Raw genomic sequence first — 17,560 nt, forward strand, 5'->3', positions numbered from 1 at the left:
AAATTTCAAAATAATATTAAAAGACAAACAGCCTCAGCCCGGCGAAATACCGAGCTTTGGCTGTATAAGTTGAAAAATCCTAGTTTAATTTTAATTATTTTGATTTACATTAATTGTAGCTTTGATGTGTTTATGTTTTTCTACGAGTAGACTACTTTTTATAGCATTGTTTGGACAAGAACTGATACAGTTACCACATCTGATACATTCTGGACTATTGGGAGTTTCATAGGGTTTGATATTCATTTTACAGTTGTTGGTGCATGCGTTACATTTTGTACACATATTTTCATCAATTTTAAAACTGTATAGACTGACAGGATTAAACAATGAATAGAAAGCACCCAATGGACATATATATCTGCAAAATATTCTATATATGAATATCGAAAATATTATGATAAATATTAATATGAAAAATTTCCATCTAAAAAGAAATCCTGTTGCATTTCTTAAACTTTCATTTGCCAGTAGAAGGGGTATACCCCCTTCAAGGGTACCAGCAGGACAGATATATTTGCAAAAATATGGGTCACTCATTCCTAAATCATCTTGAAGGATTAGTGGGAAAGTAAATACAAATAATACAAGGATAGCATATTTTAGATATTTAAGTACATTATTTAATTTTCGTGGTACTGATAATTTTGGTGAAGGTATTTTATGCAACAAATCTTGAATGAATCCAAAAGGGCAGAGCCAACCACAAACAAATCGTCCTAATACAATTCCTATTAATGTTATAGCTCCAAATACATAGTAGGAAAAGTTATATTTCATGCTTCCAATCATTGCTTGCATAGAACCTATAGGACAAGTTCCTAATGCTCCTGGACAGGAATAGCAATTAAGTATTGGAACACAGATTTTTTTTACATTTCCTGTATATATACAACCTTTAACAAAACCTTTTATATTTCCATTGGCAGCAATAGAAGATATAGTTTGAGTTAAATGTCTTTTTTTATTATTATCCAATTCCTATACACTCCAAGCATATATTGATAGCTTTGTTAAGAACTGTTGCTATCTCACTTCTACAGATACCTAAAAATATTGACAATATACTACCAATTAAAAATATAATTTGTATAAAAAATTTTTTCATTTAGTTACCTCCATACATAAGTTCTATTTTAATAATTTAAGTGTTTCTGATATTTTTTCCTTGTATTCATCTTTACTCATTGAACCTGTTATTACTTCACCAACAATATTTCCTTGACTATCTACAAAGAAAGAAGTCGGAACTCCTGCTATACAGTTTATTACATTCTTTTTTATATTTTCATCAGAAATTAGATTTGTGTATTTTACACCACTTTCTTTGATTATTTCCCTTGCTGCATTCTCATTATCTTCATTTGGTGTATCAGATATAATACCTATAATATTTACATTTTCATCTTTCATTTCTTCATATAATTCTGCAAGGTCTGGCATTTCTCTTTTACATGGTCCGCAAAATGTTCCCCAGATATTTATCATTGTTAGATTATAGTCTTTGAATATTTCATTGTTTACTTCATTTCCATCAAGGTCTTTTAAATTAAATTCTAATTTTTTGATCGATGTCAATGCTTCTTGAGGAGTTTCAGGTTTGTAGGTTTCTAGAGATGTTTTTATGTTTTGTATATCATCATACAGATTTTTATATATATTTTTTTCTTCTTCATCTAATTCAGAATCATCAAAGTCATTGTAGCAAAAATAGAATACATATCCTGATTTTTTGTTCATTTTTTCGTTGTGGGACATATTTGTCAATTCTGAAATTTTGTCTTCAGCTGGAATTTTATTTTCCCTAAATACAACTATGGAGAATATGTTTTTTACCTGAGAAAAAATTTCATCATATCTTTTAAACCTTTCTTGTTCATCGGCTACATTTTCAGCTATATCCAAGTACTGTTCAATTAAGTCATTGGATATATATCCATAGCTTATTCCATTATATATTGGTTCATTTTCATCTTCAGAATCTCCTAGACCATCTAGAAATATATTGTCATCATACTTTTTCCAATCTTCTCCCATTTTGAATTTTATCCCCATGTCTCTATAACCCTTGTATCCTTGACTTTTTTCTTCATCTGTTACTTCTAATTTCTTTCCACAACCCCCAAGAGGCAATACCATAAATACTATAAGTAGCAGAGATGTGATTCTAAACAATTTCTTTTTCAATTTGAATCCCCCTTTTAAATATTTTCATGTTTACAATTTACTATTTTTAGTTTGTCTTTCACCTCCTTTAAATTGAACTATAGTATGTACTAATACTATTTTATTTTTAGATTGAAACAATATGCACTGTATTCACTGGGGACGGTTCTTTTTGCATCAAATTTCACATTTAATATTATTAAACATATAATGAACTAAATCCAATGTAAAGGAGTAATAATTTATGAATAATAATTCAAATGCTCTCATATATTGCAATAATGCTTCTAATCCTGGATACTCCGATACTGTGAACTGCTACAATAGATCTTGTGTATGTTTTCCACCTTGTAGCATCCCCACCCCATCAATATATAAACCATATATGGAATACCAAGTTGCAGTACCTATTAATTTGACAAAATCTCTAGAGGGAAAATATTTTGTAGGTTATGCTGATGAACTTTTATTTGGGAAAGGAACAAGTGCATGGGCCAGATTATTTAATCCTCTTGACTCTGGAGTTAATTTACATGTAACAGTATGGACAGTAAGCGATGTTTCTAAATCCTCATTTCGAGCACAAATTTGGTTCAATACAGAACCCCCTGAAACACCACAGGAATCTACTCTTGTTACTCCAGCAAATTTGGCAATTTGTCCTCTTCCAAGACCCAAAATTAGATTACAATATGCAATAAATGTATCTGGAAACCCAATAGGTGGTATAAAAGCATTTGTAAGACGAGGTCAACCGGAAACTACAATTGTTGATGATGAACAAGGGAAATTTATTTTTTCTCCTGGTGGTTCTTTTTTAATATTTTTATCAAATCCAGAATCACCTGATATAGCAACTAGCGGCCGAATTGCTTTTGGTTGGTGGGAAGAACCAATTTGTAATAATAGTTAAAAGTTAAGTTTAAAACCCAAAATTAAAGCCATAGAGAATCAAAAAATTCTCTATGGCTTTTAATTGATATAATTCTTATTCGTTTAAACTTTGTGGATTATAGGATATAATAAGTATAATATTAGAGTACATAAAGGGATGGTTCAATGATTAATATAGCTTTGTTGGGAAGTGGCGGAAGTATGCCTATGCCTGGAAGATTTTTGTCTTCTTTACTTATGAGCTATAAAGGTAGAAAGATTCTTGTAGACTGTGGAGAAGGTACTCAGGTGTCTATGAAAAATATGAATAGTGGATTTAAATCGATTGATATCATATGTATAACTCATGTACATGGGGATCATATTTTTGGTTTGCCAGGACTTATTTCAACTATTGGGAATAGTGGTAGAACTGAACCCATTACTATAATAGGCCCGGAAGGTATAAAGGATATAATGAATAGTATTGTGACTTTGGTGCCATATCTTTCCTATGATATAAATGTAATAGAAAATCCTCCCCCAATATTAGGTATTAGCTTTTCTACTAATGGATTAAAAGTAGAAGAAGCGGAAGAACATTCAAATGAAGACATTCAGATGAGTATATTAGAACTTGATCATTCATGTCCATGTTTGGGCTACAGTTTTTATATAGTGAGGAGACCTAAATTTTGTGTACAAAAAGCAATTTCAAATCAGGTGCCTAAAGCAATTTGGTCAAGACTTCAGAATGGCGAATTTATAGTTTATGAAAATCACATGTATGAACCTGATATGGTATTGGGAGAAAAAAGGAAAGGTATAAAATTAAGTTATATAACAGATACACGACCAATAAATACGATATTAGATTTTATAAATGAAAGTGATTTGTTTATATGTGAAGGAACTTATGGGGATAATGAAGATATAGAGAAAGCTATAAAAAATAAACATATGACCTTTGCTGAAGCAGCAGGATTGGCGTATAGAGGCAAAGTGGAAGAACTTTTGCTTACTCATTTTAGTCCTTCAATGGATGAACCGAATTTATATACGACGAATGCACTAGAGATATTTCAAAATACAAAAATAGGATATGATGGATTTACTAAAGAATTATGTTTTTAATATTTCTAATGGAGTTTGTTTAGAATTATATGGTATTATATAATATATCAACTAATAAAGAAGAGGGAGGAAATAGTATGATACCTGTACAATCACCAAATAGTGGAGAAGAAATAGCAGTTATAAAAACTAACTATGGAGATATAAAGATTAAATTTTTCCCTGAAGTGGCTCCAAAAGCAGTAGAAAACTTTAAAACGCATGCCAAGAATGGATATTATGATGGGGTTACTTTTCATAGGGTAATTCAAGATTTTATGATTCAAGGTGGAGATCCTGAAGGAACAGGAAGAGGTGGAGAAAGTATTTGGGGAGAACCTTTCAAAGATGAATTTGATATAAACCATCGTAATTTCAGAGGAGCAGTATCTATGGCCAATAGTGGACCTAATACTAATGGAAGTCAATTTTTTATTGTACAAAACAGTAAAGTGGATAAGAAGATTATTGACCAGATGAAGAATTTGGGAGAAGAAGAAGGATTTCCAGAACAAGTAATCAAGGGATATGAAGAACTAGGTGGAGCATATTGGCTCGATGGAAGGCATACGGTATTTGGTCAGGTATTTGAAGGAATGGATGTAGTAGACAAAATTGCAGGAGCAAAGACTGATACATTTGATAAACCTTTGGAACCAATAGTTATGGAAAGGGTAGAAATTTTATATTACTAAAATAGGGGGCAGAAGTAATGATAGCAGATCGAATAAGGGATGGATATGGAGAAGAAGAAAAATTGAACTGTGCTGAAAAAATACTTTATGCTTCAAATGAAGTATATAATTTGGGATTAGATAAAAATGCTTTAAAGTTAGCTGCTGGATTTGGAGGTGGAATGTGCACTGGAGATTTATGTGGTGCTATCACTGGTTCTATAATGGTTCTTGGAACTATGTTTGTTAAGAACAACGGGCATGAAAGTGACAAAATAAAAAAATTAATTCAAGAGTTGATATCTAGATATAAAGAAGAAATGGGATATATAGACTGTATACCATTGAAGGAAAATCATTTAGATGAACAAGTGAAGTGTAGAAATATTATTGTAAAAGCTGCAGAAATATTGGATGATATAATTGAAAGAGAAGCAAAATAAAATTATGAATAATTTATTCAGAATAAAGTTATAATATAGTCACAAAGATTTAAGAAAGTAGAAAATTTTGGTTGCAAAACAAAATGAATAGTGATATAATTAAAAAAGCTTTGATTCGTAATAAATATTTTGTTTCTTAAAAATTTATGAAATTATTTTGGATATGTTTGCTATATATTTGAGCTACATAAATGACGACAATTTCGAAAATTTTTATAGATAAATGTTTTAAAGAGAATTAAAGAAATAAATTTTTGGAGGTATTTACATGACTAAAGGTACAGTAAAATGGTTTAATGCAGAAAAAGGATTTGGATTTATCACAGCTGAAGACGGAAATGATGTTTTCGTTCACTTTTCACAAATTAACAAAGAAGGTTTTAAGACATTAGAAGAAGGCCAAAATGTTACTTTTGAAATAGTTGAAGGACAAAAAGGACCACAAGCAGCAAATGTAACTATTGATTAATAAAAAAAACAAGAAAAATAAAAGCTTAAAGGGCTGTGCTCTTTAAGCTTTTTTTTAAAAGATTTTATGGAGGTAGAAATGATTAAGGTAATGATAGTGGATGATCAAGCTCTCATAAGAGAGGGATTAAATATGATGTTAAGTTTATATAAAAACATAGAAGTAGTAGGAGAAGCTACTAATGGACAAGAGATCATAGACAAGCTTGAAAGTGAAAAAGTAGATGTGATTCTCATGGATATTAGAATGCCTGTAATGGACGGAGTAGAAGCTACAAGAATTATAAAAGATAAGTACCCAGGTTTAAAAATACTTATATTGACTACTTTTAATGAAGATGAATATATTTTTAGAGGACTTAATTATGGAGCTGATGGATATATTTTAAAAGATGTGAGTTCACAAGAACTTGTAAATGGAATTGAGACTGTATATAAGGGAAATGTACTACTTCAGCCAGAAGTTGCAAAAAAGGTTGTTAGTGGCATAAAAAATAATGGTTTTAATAAGAAAGATAAATTGGATTTTAAAGAACTTACGCCTAGGGAAAGGGAAATTGCTTGTCTTGTAGCTGAAGGGAGAACTAATAAGGAAATAGGTCAAATACTTTACATAACTGAAGGAACAGTAAAAAATCATATAACCAGAATTCTTGATAAATTAGAACTCGATAGTAGAACACAATTGGCTTTAGTTGTAAAAGAGGTAGAATAGGGGTTTGTTTTTTAAAAGCTTTTATGTGACTTTAGTCATATGAAAAATTGTCCGAAAATGGTGACTAATGTTTGAAGCTTTTTCTTTTCTCACAATATATAATAAAATTCAGAAAATGAAAGAAGGAGGTATTTTAGTGGAAGCTATAGAGGTTAATAGATTGTCTAAATATTATGGAAAATTAAAAGCAGTAGATGATATTTCTTTTTCCATTAAGAAAGGAGAAATATGTGGAATACTTGGTCCCAATGGTTCTGGGAAAACTACTACTATAAAATGTATTTGCAATTTGATTATTCCTAATAGTGGTGAGATTAAGGTATTTGGGGAAGATAACAAAAAATCTACGGAATATATATCTGCGCTTTTTGAAGGTACAAGAAATCTTTATTGGAAACTCACACCAAGGGAGAATTTACGTTACTTTGCAGGAATAAGGGGGTTTGGAGGGAAAAAGGTTGAAAGGCATATAGATGAACTGTTGGATAGATTCAATTTGTCAGATAAAAAAGATACAATGGTCAACAACTTATCTAGGGGGATGCAGCAAAAAGTTGCTATAGCTATGACTCTTGTATGTGATACAGAAATTATATTGCTAGATGAGCCAACCCTTGGATTGGATGTGCAAAGTCATATAGATATAAAAGAGGCACTTATGGATATTGTCTCTAGCATGAACAAGACTATTTTGTTAAGTACTCATGATATGAATTTAGTTCAAGATATTTGCAAAGATGTAGTCATTTTAAATAAAGGCAAGATAGTTGCTCAAGATAGCGTAGAAGCACTTATGGATATGTTTAGAAGTATGACTTATGAAATAGTGCTTACAGAAAGTTTGTCTAGAGATGATGAAAAATATTTATCAAATTTGGGATATGATTTTTATTTTGTAAACAATGGGACTAAGATAGAAGTTGATATATCTGAAGTAAATGAAATATATGCAATTATAGATAGCTTGAAGGGAAAAAGTATTTTTATAAAGGAAATAAAACAAAAGGATAACAATTTTGAGAGGATATTCTTGAACATTACCAATGGGGAGGTGGAGTAGTTGAAAAAAATTCACTATTTATTCAAGGTTTCATTGGAGAAAAATGTAAAGGAGTTATATAGATACAAATTTAATACAATTTCTAATTTTTTGATTCTTTATATACTATTTATGGTAATGTTCTCGGGACTAAAAAGTTTCGGAATGTCATTAGGAGTATCACCTCTGGACATGGGAGAAAATTTAGAGGGGTTTATAGTTGGTTATTTTTTATGGACTATTATCATGGTAGCTTATTCAGATATTGCTTTTAGTATAATTGATGATGCAAGTAAAGGAACCTTGGAACAACTAAATATGTCCAATATAAATTTATCTCAGATATTAATTGTGAGAAGTATTTCAAATTTATTGATAGAGACAATATTTTCTATTTTTCTACTTCTAATCATAATGAAAACAACTGGTCATTGGCTGGAAATAAATGTACTTTCTATTTTAATTCCCATATTTATTGGTGTTTTTAGTATATTAGGCATAGGACTAATGTGTGGAGGACTAGCTCTTATTTTTAAAAGAGTTCAATCCCTATTAAATATTATTCAATATTTTTTAATAGTATTAGTTGCTACATTTCCGAGAAGTAGAATTATATCTGGTTTGCTCCCATTTAATTATGCTGCAGGTTCTATATTTTCAACCATGATGGGGGGATGTTCTTTTAGAGATTTTTCAGCATTGGATTATGGAATAATGGTTGGGAATTCTTTGTTGTATTTCATCATAGGTTTATTTGTTTTTAATCAATGTGTAAAAGTGGCAAAGCGCAGAGGTTTGCTGGGGCAATATTAGTTAAGCGAGAGTAGGGATAGATTTGGAAAATAAATATTTGAAATATTATTTCTATTTAGGCCGATTGATGTATATTTTTATTTTTATAGATATATTGCATAGAACTAAATATACTGACATAAGTTCTATATTATTTGCCAGTATATTTATAGCAATTGCAGTAAATGATCATTTAAGAATATATGGTTTTTATAAATGTAAAAATGGAAATTATATATCGTTATTTTTTTCAGCAGTGACAGGTGGATTGATAGCATATTTTGTTTATGGATATATAGATATTCATATGTTTATGATATTATATGAAATAGTTCTTTTCAATAAAGGTAAAAGTGCAAAAATTCTGTTTACAATAGATATACTAATGATAATGAGTGTAGTTATATTAAGACAAGCATCTTCTTTTAAAATGTTATATGATATTAGTTTTTGGAAAGAAAATTTATTTGATATACTAATGTGCTTAACTTTTGTTGTCTCTTATTCTTTTGTTATTTATGCCTACAAAGTATTATATAGAGAAAAATCAAAAGTTGAGGAATTAAACAATGAATTGCAAGAGTCTTATAAAATTCTCAAAGAACAATCAGAAGAAATAGAAAAATTAACGGTAGAAAAAGAAAGAAACAGGGTAGCGCAAGAAATTCATGATTATTTAGGTCATAGCCTTGTAGCATTGAATATGAATTTGGATGTGGTTGAAAATATTATTGAACGAGATCCTAAAAAAGTAAAAGATATAATTGCTAAATCTAAAAATCTTGCAAAAGATTCTATGAATAGCTTAAGATGTGCTGTTTATGCCCTTAGAGATGAGGGAGAACATTTTGTTCTTAAGGAATCGATAGAAAAACTAATTGGGAATGTCGAGCATGAAGATGATATAAGTGTTGAATTTCAGTTTAATGAAGATGTAGAAAACTTAGCTCCTGGATATAAAAATATTATATATAGAACCATACAGGAAGGGTTGACTAATGGAATTGTACATGGGAAGGCTGATAAATTTAAAATAAATGTTGATATTAAATCTAATAGAGTATATTTGACTATTGAAGACAATGGAATAGGTTGTGAGAATATAGTTAAGGGAAATGGACTAAATGGTATTGAGGACAGAATAAATAGTATAGGGGGCAATACCAGATACAGTACCAAAATAGATAATGGTTTTAAAATTGAGGCAAGGATTCCATATTAAAAAGGGCTTGTAATACTTTAAGGAAGCTTTTTTTCTTATGTAAGGAGGATATTCACAAGTATTATGGAATATATAATATAATTGTTTTGTTTTTAAGTTTAAGGGGGGTTTTCATGAAAATTTGCAGAGAAAAATACTATTATAGAGAAGTAAGAGAAGATATTGAATCTTTAGTGAATGTGGATGGAAGTTTTAATTTTGGAACATATAATAGGGCTGTTTCTAAAGTGAATATGTTGGATGCAAAGAAACCTTTAGGACGTGCTGCACCTAAATGGTTTTTAAATTTTAGATTAAAAGAATGGGAAGCTTTTCAAGCAGGAAATAGGGATATATTTATTTTTGGTGTTGTATATACTCCAAAAATATCTACACTTATCTGTTTAGTAATATATGACAAGAGGAATAAAAAATTATATGATTATGAAAAAATAATTAATACTAAAAGAGCTTCAATAGGAAAAGGACTGTTTAATAGTGAGACAAAGGGTCAAATTAAAGCTTACTATATGCGCTATGAAAACAATTTAAGAAAAAATGAGATAGCAGTTGAAGCTAAAATGGGGCCTCATGATTTACCTATGGCAATACTTGATATAAAAGCATATCATATTACTGAACCTATAGTTATATGTCAGCCTTTTGGAGAAAATAGAGGGCTTTATTCGCACAAAAATTTTATGCCAATGGAAGGATATTTAATTTTAGGGGATGAAAAGATTGTATTTAATAAGGAAAATTCTCACATGATAATAGATGACCATAAAGGGTATTATCCTTACAATATGAAATATGATTGGGTAACAGGATGGGGAAAAGATAATAGTGGAAATACTTTTGCTTTTAATTTGACAGACAATCAAGTATTGGATCATGAAAAATATAATGAAAATTGTATTTGGATTGATGGAAAGATGAATGTACTTCCTCCTATAAAGGTAGAAAGAAAATATGAAAATGATGAAGTGTGGAATATTAAAGATGAATATGATATGGTGAATATTTCTTTTTATCCAGAAACAAAGACAGAAATAAAATTTAATTACTTAATAGTAAAATCAGACTATGAAGCTCCCATAGGAAGTTATAAAGGTTATTTTAAATTGGGGGATAGAAAAATAGATATAGTTGAATGTTTTGGAATGGGAGAAAAAAAGAGAATTAGAATATAGTGGAGGTGATGGTGTGGAAAATGTTGGAGCATTTTTTGATATAGATGGTACCCTTTATAGAAATTCTCTTATGATACAACATTTCAAGAAATTGATTAAATATGAGGTCATAGATCCGGCTATATGGCACAATCATGTGAAACATACTTATTATGAATGGGAAAAGAGATATGGAGATTTTGAGGATTATTTAGAGGAATTAGCTGAATTTTATGTAAGAGAACTTAAAGGTGTAAATAAAGATTATATAGATTTTATAGCTAATCAGGTAATAAAAATAAATGGAGATCAAGTTTATAAATATACTAGATCTAGAATAGAATGGCATAAAAACAGTGGTCATAAGGTGTTTTTCATATCAGGAAGTCCTGATTTTTTGGTAGAGAAGATGGCTAAAAAGTATGGTGTAACTGAATATAGAGGTAGTGAGTATATAGTAGATGAAGAAAATAATTTTACTGGAGAAATTGTAAGACTGTGGGATTCTGAAAATAAGCAGAGAACAATTGATGAATTTGTATCTAGATTTGATGTGGATTTAAATAAAAGTTATTCTTATGGGGATACTGCGGGAGATTTGTCAATGCTTAAGATGGTAGAAAACCCTATAGCCATAAACCCCAATAAAAATTTATTGAAAGCAATTAAGGAAGATGAAGAGCTTTATAAAAAAATTGATATAATAGTTGAGAGAAAAGATTTAATATATAAATTGAGTCCTGATGTAGAGATAATAGATATATAGCAACACAAAAAATATTCTTCAAACATCTTGAAGGATATTTTTTTATATAGTAGAATTGTTAGAGATACGAAATATTAAAAATTTTCATAGTATGGATAGACAAGGAGAGAAGAATATGGCGGAAAATAGTAGATTGACAGGAGGAAATATAACAGAAACTCTTGTTAAACTTGCCCTTCCAATCATGGGGACATCATTTGTGGAGATGGCATATAGCATGATGGATATGGCATGGCTTGGCAGAGCAGGAACCAAAGAAGTGGCAGCAGCAGGAACTGCTGGATTTTTTACGTGGATTGGAGCATCTATATTTTTGATACCTAAAATAGGCGCTGAAGTAGGAGTTGCACAATCTTATGGAAAAGAAGATATGAAATCTGCTAGAAAATATGTATTACATTCAATTCAATTGGATATAATCATTGGACTATTGTACTCCATATTTTTGATAGCTTTTAGGCATCAGCTTATAGGTTTTTTTAATCTTGAAGATGTTGAAGTGATAGGAATGGCTGTAGATTATTTAACTATAGTGTCTATTGGAATGGTATTTTTCTTTTTGAATCCAGTGTTTGCAGGGATTTTTAATGGTGCAGGGAATAGTTCTACTCCATTTAGAATAACTGCAGTTGGACTTATAACTAATATGATATTAGATCCACTGATGATTTTAGGTTTTGGACCATTTCCTGGAATGGGAGTGAAAGGAGCTGCATTAGCTACAATTATTTCCCAATTTGTTGTTACTCTTATTTTTATAAAGGTAAATACAGATAAATTGGATTTGTTCTCTGGTTTGAATTTGTTTGAGATTCCTGAATCAAAATATATAAAAACTATATTTAAGTTAGGATTTCCAGCAGCATTGCAAAATGGAATTTTTGCTTTTATGTCCATGGTTATAGCAAAGATATTAGCTCAATGGGGCTCTACTCCTATAGCAGTACAGAATGTCGGTTCACAAATAGAATCTATATCATGGATGACAGCAGGAGGATTTTCTACTGCTCTTTCTGCATTTGTGGGACAAAACTATGGGGCCGATAGATGGGATAGAATTCATGAAGGATATAGAAAAGCTATAGGACTTGTAAGTATTATTGGTATATTTGCAACGTGTTTGCTTATATTTGGTGCTACACCTGTATTTAGAATTTTTATTCCAGATGATAGTGAAGCCATAAAATTAGGGACAACCTATTTAAGAATATTAGGACTTTCTCAATTTTTTATGTGTATAGAGATAACGACAGGAGGAGCTTTCAATGGTTTAGGTAGAACAATTCCACCATCTGTTGTTGGAATTGTATTTAATGCTCTTCGTATACCTTCTGCCCTATTACTTTCAAAGACATCTCTAGGGTTAAATGGAGTATGGTGGAGTGTAAGCATAAGCAGTATATTTAAAGGCATTGTACTTACAGGATGGTTCATGATATATTTAAGGAAAAAGCCCTATTAGTTCAAGCTTTTCTTTTCTTGTCATTTGTTTTATTTCATATTCTCTTTTTTGGGCAGATATCTTATCTTCATATTTTTCAAAATATACAAGTTTTACAGGAAGTCTACCCCTTGTATATTTTGCACCTTTCCCACTGGAATGAGTTTTTAATCTCTTATGAAGATCAACTGTCCAACCTGTATATAAGGTATTGTCAGAACACTTTAATATATATACATAGCACATTTTTATCACCAATTAGAACAAAGCCCCTTAGTAGGGGCTTTGAGTTATTCAGAAACTGGAATCAATTGTTCAATATTTGTAAATATATTGGATACTATAAAATATAGACCCAATGCAGCTGGTGATTTAGTTAAGAAAAGCAGTGAAATCATAACAGCTGGTACTATTGACATGGGAGTCAATTTTGGTATTGATGAATTTTTGATTATTCCTACATATGACAGAAATCCTGGCAACAATTGAGTTATTATATAGAGTATAGGTAGTATAAAATATGGATCTGGACTAGATAAATTGTTTATCCATGGCAAAATCACAGTTGGTGAATCTACAATATTGTGGGCAAAGGTCTTGTACATTGCTACAAAAATAGGCATTTGCAAGAACAATGTCAAGAATCCAAAACCACTGCCTGGATTTTCTTTATATAATTTAAGCATTTCTTCATTGAGCATTTCTTGATCGTCTTTATATTGATTTTTTAATTCAGCCATTTTTCTAGATAACTCTTGCTGTATTTTCATTGATTTCTTTTGTTTAATAGTTAAAGGTAATAGTGCTATCTTTATCAATAAGGTAAAAAGAATTATAGCTATACCATAGTCACTGGTGAAGTTCAAAATTTGATTAAACATTTGAATAAATAAATTTGTCATAGTATTTAATTCCTCCTAATTTTGTAGTGAATTGTGAAAAATACTATGACCTAATATTCCACCACAAACAGCCAAATCATAAACTTGTTATATGCATCATAGTCAACTACAGTCATATCATGAATTCGTATATAGTTTTCGCATATTTTGTTAGAGACATTATTTATGCATAGTGAAACATTAAAATTGTTTAGGACAATTTTAGAAAAGCATAAAAATAATACTACAAACATGGAAAGCAAATATAAAAATTGCAATATATTAAAATCTATCATATTTATCATATTATCACCAATCTAATTTAGTATAGATATATTATACTAGAAATATAGAATTATTCAAATGAGATATTTTCAAATTTAGCATAAATATATTATAATGATTACAAAAGAAAGATAAAAGGAGAGATATATACATGAATAAATACATTCTTGACAGAGAAGACACAGTTTTACTTATTATCGATATTCAGGACAGATTAGTTAAACCAATGAAATATGGGGAAAAAGTGATAGAAAAGACAAAGATATTGATTTCGGCAGCAGCAGAATTGAATATGCCTATTATATATACAGAACAATATCCAAAGGGCTTAGGGAATACGGTTTCTGAATTGGAAGAGGTTCTTAAAAATGGGAAGAGATTTGAAAAGGTTGAGTTTTCAGCATATACAGAAGAGGTAAAGAAGTATATTCAATCTACTGGTAGAAAAAAAGTTATAATATCAGGGATGGAGACTCATGTATGTGTTTTCCAGACGGCAAGGGATTTGCTTTCTGATGGATATGATGTATTTATAGTAGAAGATGGAGTTTGTTCAAGAGCAAAGGAGAATTATGTAAATGGTTTATCTTTAATGGCAAATATGGGAGCTGTAATAACCAATACAGAAACAGTTATTTTTGATTTATTGAAAAAAGCAGGTACAAAAGAATTTAAGGTATTGTCAAAATTGATAAAGTAAAAGGGCCTAGGCCCTTTTGTTTTTACTAAATAAATTTGAATATTGAAAGGATTTTTATATAAATATGTGGAATTATATAATATGTAAAATTAAAAAAGGAGAATAAAAGGTGTACTATTATGGAGATAAGAAAACAAACAAATGGGAAATTGTGGGTGTATTTTGGATGATAATTGTAGGTTCATTGTTACATTTTACATACGAATGGTCAAACAATTTAACTTTTGTAGGAGTCATAAGTTCGATAAATGAAAGTGTTTGGGAACATTTAAAATTAGGATATTGGTCGCTGATATTTTTTTCGTTAATTGAATATCCAGCTATCAAGAGATATGTGAATAGTTTTTTATTAGGAAAGGCACTGGGAATTGTTGTTTTAGAAGCTACAATTATAGGGGTTTTTTATAGCTATACTGATATAATTAAAAGAAGTATTTTGTGGGTAGATATTTCTTCTTATGTACTAGGAGCTATTTTTTGCCAATGGATAAGTAGTAGCATGATTAAGAAAAAGTTTTCTAGAACCAGTGAAACAATTGGATTGATTATTTTTATTGTTTTAGGTTTTGCATTTATAGTTTTTACTTTTTATCCACCTAAATTGCCAATATTTATGGATCCTATTACAAAGACGTATGGTATATATAAACTAAAGTAAGAACTACAACTAATATTTCAGGCTAGGGGGAGTTTTTTTGGAAAAGGTATGTATTTTAAGTTGTGAAAGCTATGATTATGAATTGGTAGAGAAAAAGATATTTGAATGTTTAGATAGTATAGAAAATATAAAGCCCAAAGTGAGGACAGGCAGTAAGGTGTTAGTTAAGGCGAATCTACTTAAGAAAAATTCACCTGATGATGCAGTAACTACTCATCCGACTGTTGTTGAAGCTATAGTCAGATATTTTCAACAACTAGGTTGTAAAGTAATTGTCGGTGACAGTCCTGGAGGACCTTTTAATGAAAAATCTCTAATGGCCGTATATAAGGCTACTGGAATGTTTGATGTTCAAAAAAGAACGGGTTGCGAACTCAATTTTGATACATCTTTTGTAGAAGTGAAAAATGATGAGGCAAAAATGCTTAAAAACATGAAAATCGTCAAAGTTTTTGATGAAGTTGATTTTGTTGTTTCTGCTGCTAAACTTAAAACTCATGCTATGATGACTTATACAGGAGCAATAAAAAATCTCTATGGTACAATACCAGGAGTGACAAAAGCAGAATATCATTTCAAAATGAACAATATAGAAAATTTTGCCAATGCAATAGTTGATATTTGTGAGTATGTGAAACCAGATTTGTCAATTATAGATGGTATAGAAGGAATGGAAGGAGATGGGCCTTCTTCTGGGGATAAAAGATTTGTAGGTCTTATATTTGCTTCAGAAAATCCTTATGCATTAGATACTGTAGCATCAAAGATAATAGGTATAGATCCATTGTCTATACCTATTCTTAGAGCAGTTAAAGAGAGGAATATTTTTAGTGTTGATATAAATGATATAGAATTTTTAGGCTTAAAGCCACAAGATATAGATATAAAACAGTTTAAACTGCCAGTTTCAGCTAATGTAAATTTTGTTGGAGGAAGAGTCCCTAAATTTATGGAAAATTGGATTTTAAATAATTTTAGACCGCGTCCTGTATTCGACCACAATATATGTGTTTCTTGTGGTATATGTGCCCAGAATTGTCCACCAAAGGCTATTGATATGTCAAAAGGGAAACCAGAAGTGGATTTGAAACGTTGCATCAGATGCTTTTGTTGTCATGAACTATGCCCTAAAAAAGCAATAGACATAAAGAAGCATGTAATACATGAGAGAATATTTAATAGGAAGTAAATTTGATCACTCCACGCATCTTATTTTATTAATATTGTAAATTAGATTTATATTTTAGCATTTACAGTATTAACTTAGTTATATAATGTAATATTTTGCATAGATCGTTTGAGAGAAAAGGAAGGGATTTGATTGTAATATGATGAAAAGGAATATTTTGATTTTAGTTTTAGTTATAATTGTCATTAGTTTTTTGATTTTATACAGAATCTATTCAAGTAAAGACAATAATCAAGTTTTAAAAAATGAAAAATACACGAAATTATTTAACAATGCATTGACATCAGACGGAGCTCATTCTGAAGGCTTTTTTTCAGAATTAAGTGATCTTTTTTTAAAAGAGCCTGAATATTTTATAGAACAGCTATCAACATTAAATGATGAGGATAGGAAAAGTATTTCATTTCACGTCGCTTATATTATGTGCATTAATGAACCAGAATTAAATAATGAATTTAAAGATGTTCTATATGGTGTTAAGCATAGAGAAAAAGATTTAAAATTTAATGTTATATTAGATGATTTAATTAAAGAATATGAAAAAATTAAAAATGATATTGAAAATCAAAACAATGATTAAAATATTAAATGAATACTATTACAATGTATGGAAAAGGTTAGTATAGTAAAATGTGATAGCTATAATTATCAGTTGGTAGAAAGAAAAGTATTTATAAAAAAAGGAGGTAATATTTTGTCTAATGAAAAAGAAAAACACACTGATGATATTGAAATGGTGGTTTTAAAAACTACTAATAATAGTCTAGAACTAAACTTTATAAAAAACCTATTAGAAGAAAATAGCATTCCATATATATTAAAAGATTATGGCGCAGGAGGGTACATGAGAATAGCTACGGGTTCTTCCCTTTGTGGAACTGATATATTAGTGGAAAAATTAACATTTGAAAAAGCAAAAGAAATTTTGGATAATTTTATGTATAATGAATGAGAGGAAAGCATAGGAGCAGGATTTGGAATTCT

General features: G+C 29.9%; 23 protein-coding genes. 17 read left to right on the forward strand and 6 right to left on the reverse strand.

Annotation, left to right across the window (positions count from 1 at the left end; genetic code table 11):
• Positions 1-90: 90 nt before the first annotated feature.
• The 3 genes from BUA21_RS06425 to BUA21_RS06430 are packed head-to-tail and all read right to left on the reverse strand — an operon-like array spanning position 91 to position 2,187.
• A complete protein-coding gene (locus tag BUA21_RS06425) occupies positions 91-978 on the reverse strand; it encodes a 4Fe-4S binding protein (RefSeq protein WP_072743984.1) in 888 nt (295 codons plus the stop codon).
• A complete protein-coding gene (locus BUA21_RS14905) occupies positions 971-1,108 on the reverse strand; it encodes a CD1871A family CXXC motif-containing protein (protein ID WP_199229049.1) in 138 nt (45 codons plus the stop codon). Before BUA21_RS14905 ends, BUA21_RS06425 begins: the two co-directional genes overlap by 8 nt.
• Positions 1,109-1,131: 23 nt before the next feature.
• Entirely contained in the window at positions 1,132-2,187 is a 1,056-nt protein-coding gene (locus BUA21_RS06430; RefSeq protein ID WP_072743985.1) for a TlpA family protein disulfide reductase, read from the reverse strand.
• Positions 2,188-2,410: 223 nt separating this feature from the next.
• Here BUA21_RS06430 and BUA21_RS06435 point away from each other — a divergent pair, with 223 nt between their 5' ends.
• From BUA21_RS06435 to BUA21_RS06490, 12 genes are all read left to right on the forward strand, one after another.
• On the forward strand, positions 2,411-3,079 hold the full coding sequence (locus BUA21_RS06435) for a DUF6143 family protein (protein ID WP_200796527.1): 669 nt from the start codon (positions 2,411-2,413) through the stop codon (positions 3,077-3,079).
• Between the two features lie 146 nt (positions 3,080-3,225).
• Positions 3,226-4,173, forward strand: coding sequence for a ribonuclease Z (locus BUA21_RS06440; protein ID WP_072743986.1), 948 nt, complete (start codon positions 3,226-3,228; stop codon positions 4,171-4,173).
• A gap of 77 nt (positions 4,174-4,250) precedes the next feature.
• Complete coding sequence (locus BUA21_RS06445) at positions 4,251-4,847, forward strand: peptidylprolyl isomerase (RefSeq protein ID WP_072743987.1); 597 nt, start codon at positions 4,251-4,253, stop codon at positions 4,845-4,847.
• A gap of 17 nt (positions 4,848-4,864) precedes the next feature.
• The gene (locus tag BUA21_RS06450) at positions 4,865-5,269 is read left to right on the forward strand and encodes a C-GCAxxG-C-C family (seleno)protein (protein ID WP_072743988.1); all 405 of its coding nucleotides are present in this window, start codon (positions 4,865-4,867) and stop codon (positions 5,267-5,269) included.
• A gap of 268 nt (positions 5,270-5,537) precedes the next feature.
• A complete protein-coding gene (locus tag BUA21_RS06455; RefSeq protein ID WP_072743989.1) occupies positions 5,538-5,738 on the forward strand; it encodes a cold-shock protein in 201 nt (66 codons plus the stop codon).
• A gap of 78 nt (positions 5,739-5,816) precedes the next feature.
• Positions 5,817-6,452 (forward strand): response regulator transcription factor, encoded by a 636-nt coding sequence (locus tag BUA21_RS06460; RefSeq protein ID WP_072743990.1) that lies wholly within the window; start codon positions 5,817-5,819, stop codon positions 6,450-6,452.
• Positions 6,453-6,588: 136 nt separating this feature from the next.
• On the forward strand, positions 6,589-7,512 hold the full coding sequence (locus BUA21_RS06465) for an ABC transporter ATP-binding protein (RefSeq protein WP_158281654.1): 924 nt from the start codon (positions 6,589-6,591) through the stop codon (positions 7,510-7,512).
• Positions 7,513-8,304: an ABC transporter permease gene (locus tag BUA21_RS06470; protein ID WP_072743991.1), complete on the forward strand. Its 792-nt coding sequence runs from the start codon at positions 7,513-7,515 to the stop codon at positions 8,302-8,304. It begins immediately after the preceding gene.
• 22 nt (positions 8,305-8,326) lie between these two features.
• A complete protein-coding gene (locus BUA21_RS06475) occupies positions 8,327-9,505 on the forward strand; it encodes a sensor histidine kinase (protein WP_072743992.1) in 1,179 nt (392 codons plus the stop codon).
• A gap of 113 nt (positions 9,506-9,618) precedes the next feature.
• A complete protein-coding gene (locus tag BUA21_RS06480) occupies positions 9,619-10,677 on the forward strand; it encodes a DUF2804 family protein (RefSeq protein ID WP_072743993.1) in 1,059 nt (352 codons plus the stop codon).
• Between the two features lie 13 nt (positions 10,678-10,690).
• Positions 10,691-11,422 (forward strand): HAD family hydrolase, encoded by a 732-nt coding sequence (locus BUA21_RS06485; RefSeq protein WP_072744116.1) that lies wholly within the window; start codon positions 10,691-10,693, stop codon positions 11,420-11,422.
• A gap of 115 nt (positions 11,423-11,537) precedes the next feature.
• Positions 11,538-12,884: an MATE family efflux transporter gene (locus BUA21_RS06490; protein WP_072743994.1), complete on the forward strand. Its 1,347-nt coding sequence runs from the start codon at positions 11,538-11,540 to the stop codon at positions 12,882-12,884.
• Here the strand turns inward: BUA21_RS06490 and BUA21_RS06495 are convergent.
• The 3 genes from BUA21_RS06495 to BUA21_RS14550 are packed head-to-tail and all read right to left on the reverse strand — an operon-like array spanning position 12,864 to position 14,040.
• Positions 12,864-13,109, reverse strand: coding sequence for a GIY-YIG nuclease family protein (locus BUA21_RS06495; protein WP_072743995.1), 246 nt, complete (start codon positions 13,107-13,109; stop codon positions 12,864-12,866). The genes BUA21_RS06490 and BUA21_RS06495 overlap by 21 nt on opposite strands.
• A gap of 44 nt (positions 13,110-13,153) precedes the next feature.
• Positions 13,154-13,765 carry a YidC/Oxa1 family membrane protein insertase gene (locus BUA21_RS06500; RefSeq protein ID WP_072743996.1) on the reverse strand — a complete coding sequence of 204 codons (612 nt, stop codon included), beginning with the start codon at positions 13,763-13,765 and terminating at the stop codon, positions 13,154-13,156.
• Between the two features lie 50 nt (positions 13,766-13,815).
• Positions 13,816-14,040: a hypothetical protein gene (locus BUA21_RS14550; RefSeq protein ID WP_234973684.1), complete on the reverse strand. Its 225-nt coding sequence runs from the start codon at positions 14,038-14,040 to the stop codon at positions 13,816-13,818.
• 140 nt (positions 14,041-14,180) lie between these two features.
• Here BUA21_RS14550 and BUA21_RS06505 point away from each other — a divergent pair, with 140 nt between their 5' ends.
• The 5 genes from BUA21_RS06505 to BUA21_RS06525 all read left to right on the forward strand — a co-directional run bounded on the left by BUA21_RS06505 (position 14,181) and on the right by BUA21_RS06525 (position 17,528).
• The gene (locus tag BUA21_RS06505; RefSeq protein ID WP_072743997.1) at positions 14,181-14,729 is read left to right on the forward strand and encodes an isochorismatase family protein; all 549 of its coding nucleotides are present in this window, start codon (positions 14,181-14,183) and stop codon (positions 14,727-14,729) included.
• Between the two features lie 109 nt (positions 14,730-14,838).
• Positions 14,839-15,387, forward strand: a complete 549-nt coding sequence (locus BUA21_RS06510; RefSeq protein WP_200796528.1) for a DUF6512 family protein — start codon at positions 14,839-14,841, stop codon at positions 15,385-15,387.
• A gap of 37 nt (positions 15,388-15,424) precedes the next feature.
• Positions 15,425-16,576: a DUF362 domain-containing protein gene (locus BUA21_RS06515; RefSeq protein WP_072743998.1), complete on the forward strand. Its 1,152-nt coding sequence runs from the start codon at positions 15,425-15,427 to the stop codon at positions 16,574-16,576.
• Between the two features lie 142 nt (positions 16,577-16,718).
• The gene (locus BUA21_RS06520) at positions 16,719-17,156 is read left to right on the forward strand and encodes a hypothetical protein (RefSeq protein WP_143147143.1); all 438 of its coding nucleotides are present in this window, start codon (positions 16,719-16,721) and stop codon (positions 17,154-17,156) included.
• 27 nt (positions 17,157-17,183) lie between these two features.
• Positions 17,184-17,528: a putative signal transducing protein gene (locus BUA21_RS06525; protein ID WP_132996018.1), complete on the forward strand. Its 345-nt coding sequence runs from the start codon at positions 17,184-17,186 to the stop codon at positions 17,526-17,528.
• Positions 17,529-17,560: the final 32 nt, after the last annotated feature.

Origin of the sequence: Sporanaerobacter acetigenes DSM 13106, assembly GCF_900130025.1 — a bacterium.
Classification (GTDB): Bacteria; Bacillota; Clostridia; order Tissierellales; family Sporanaerobacteraceae; genus Sporanaerobacter; species Sporanaerobacter acetigenes.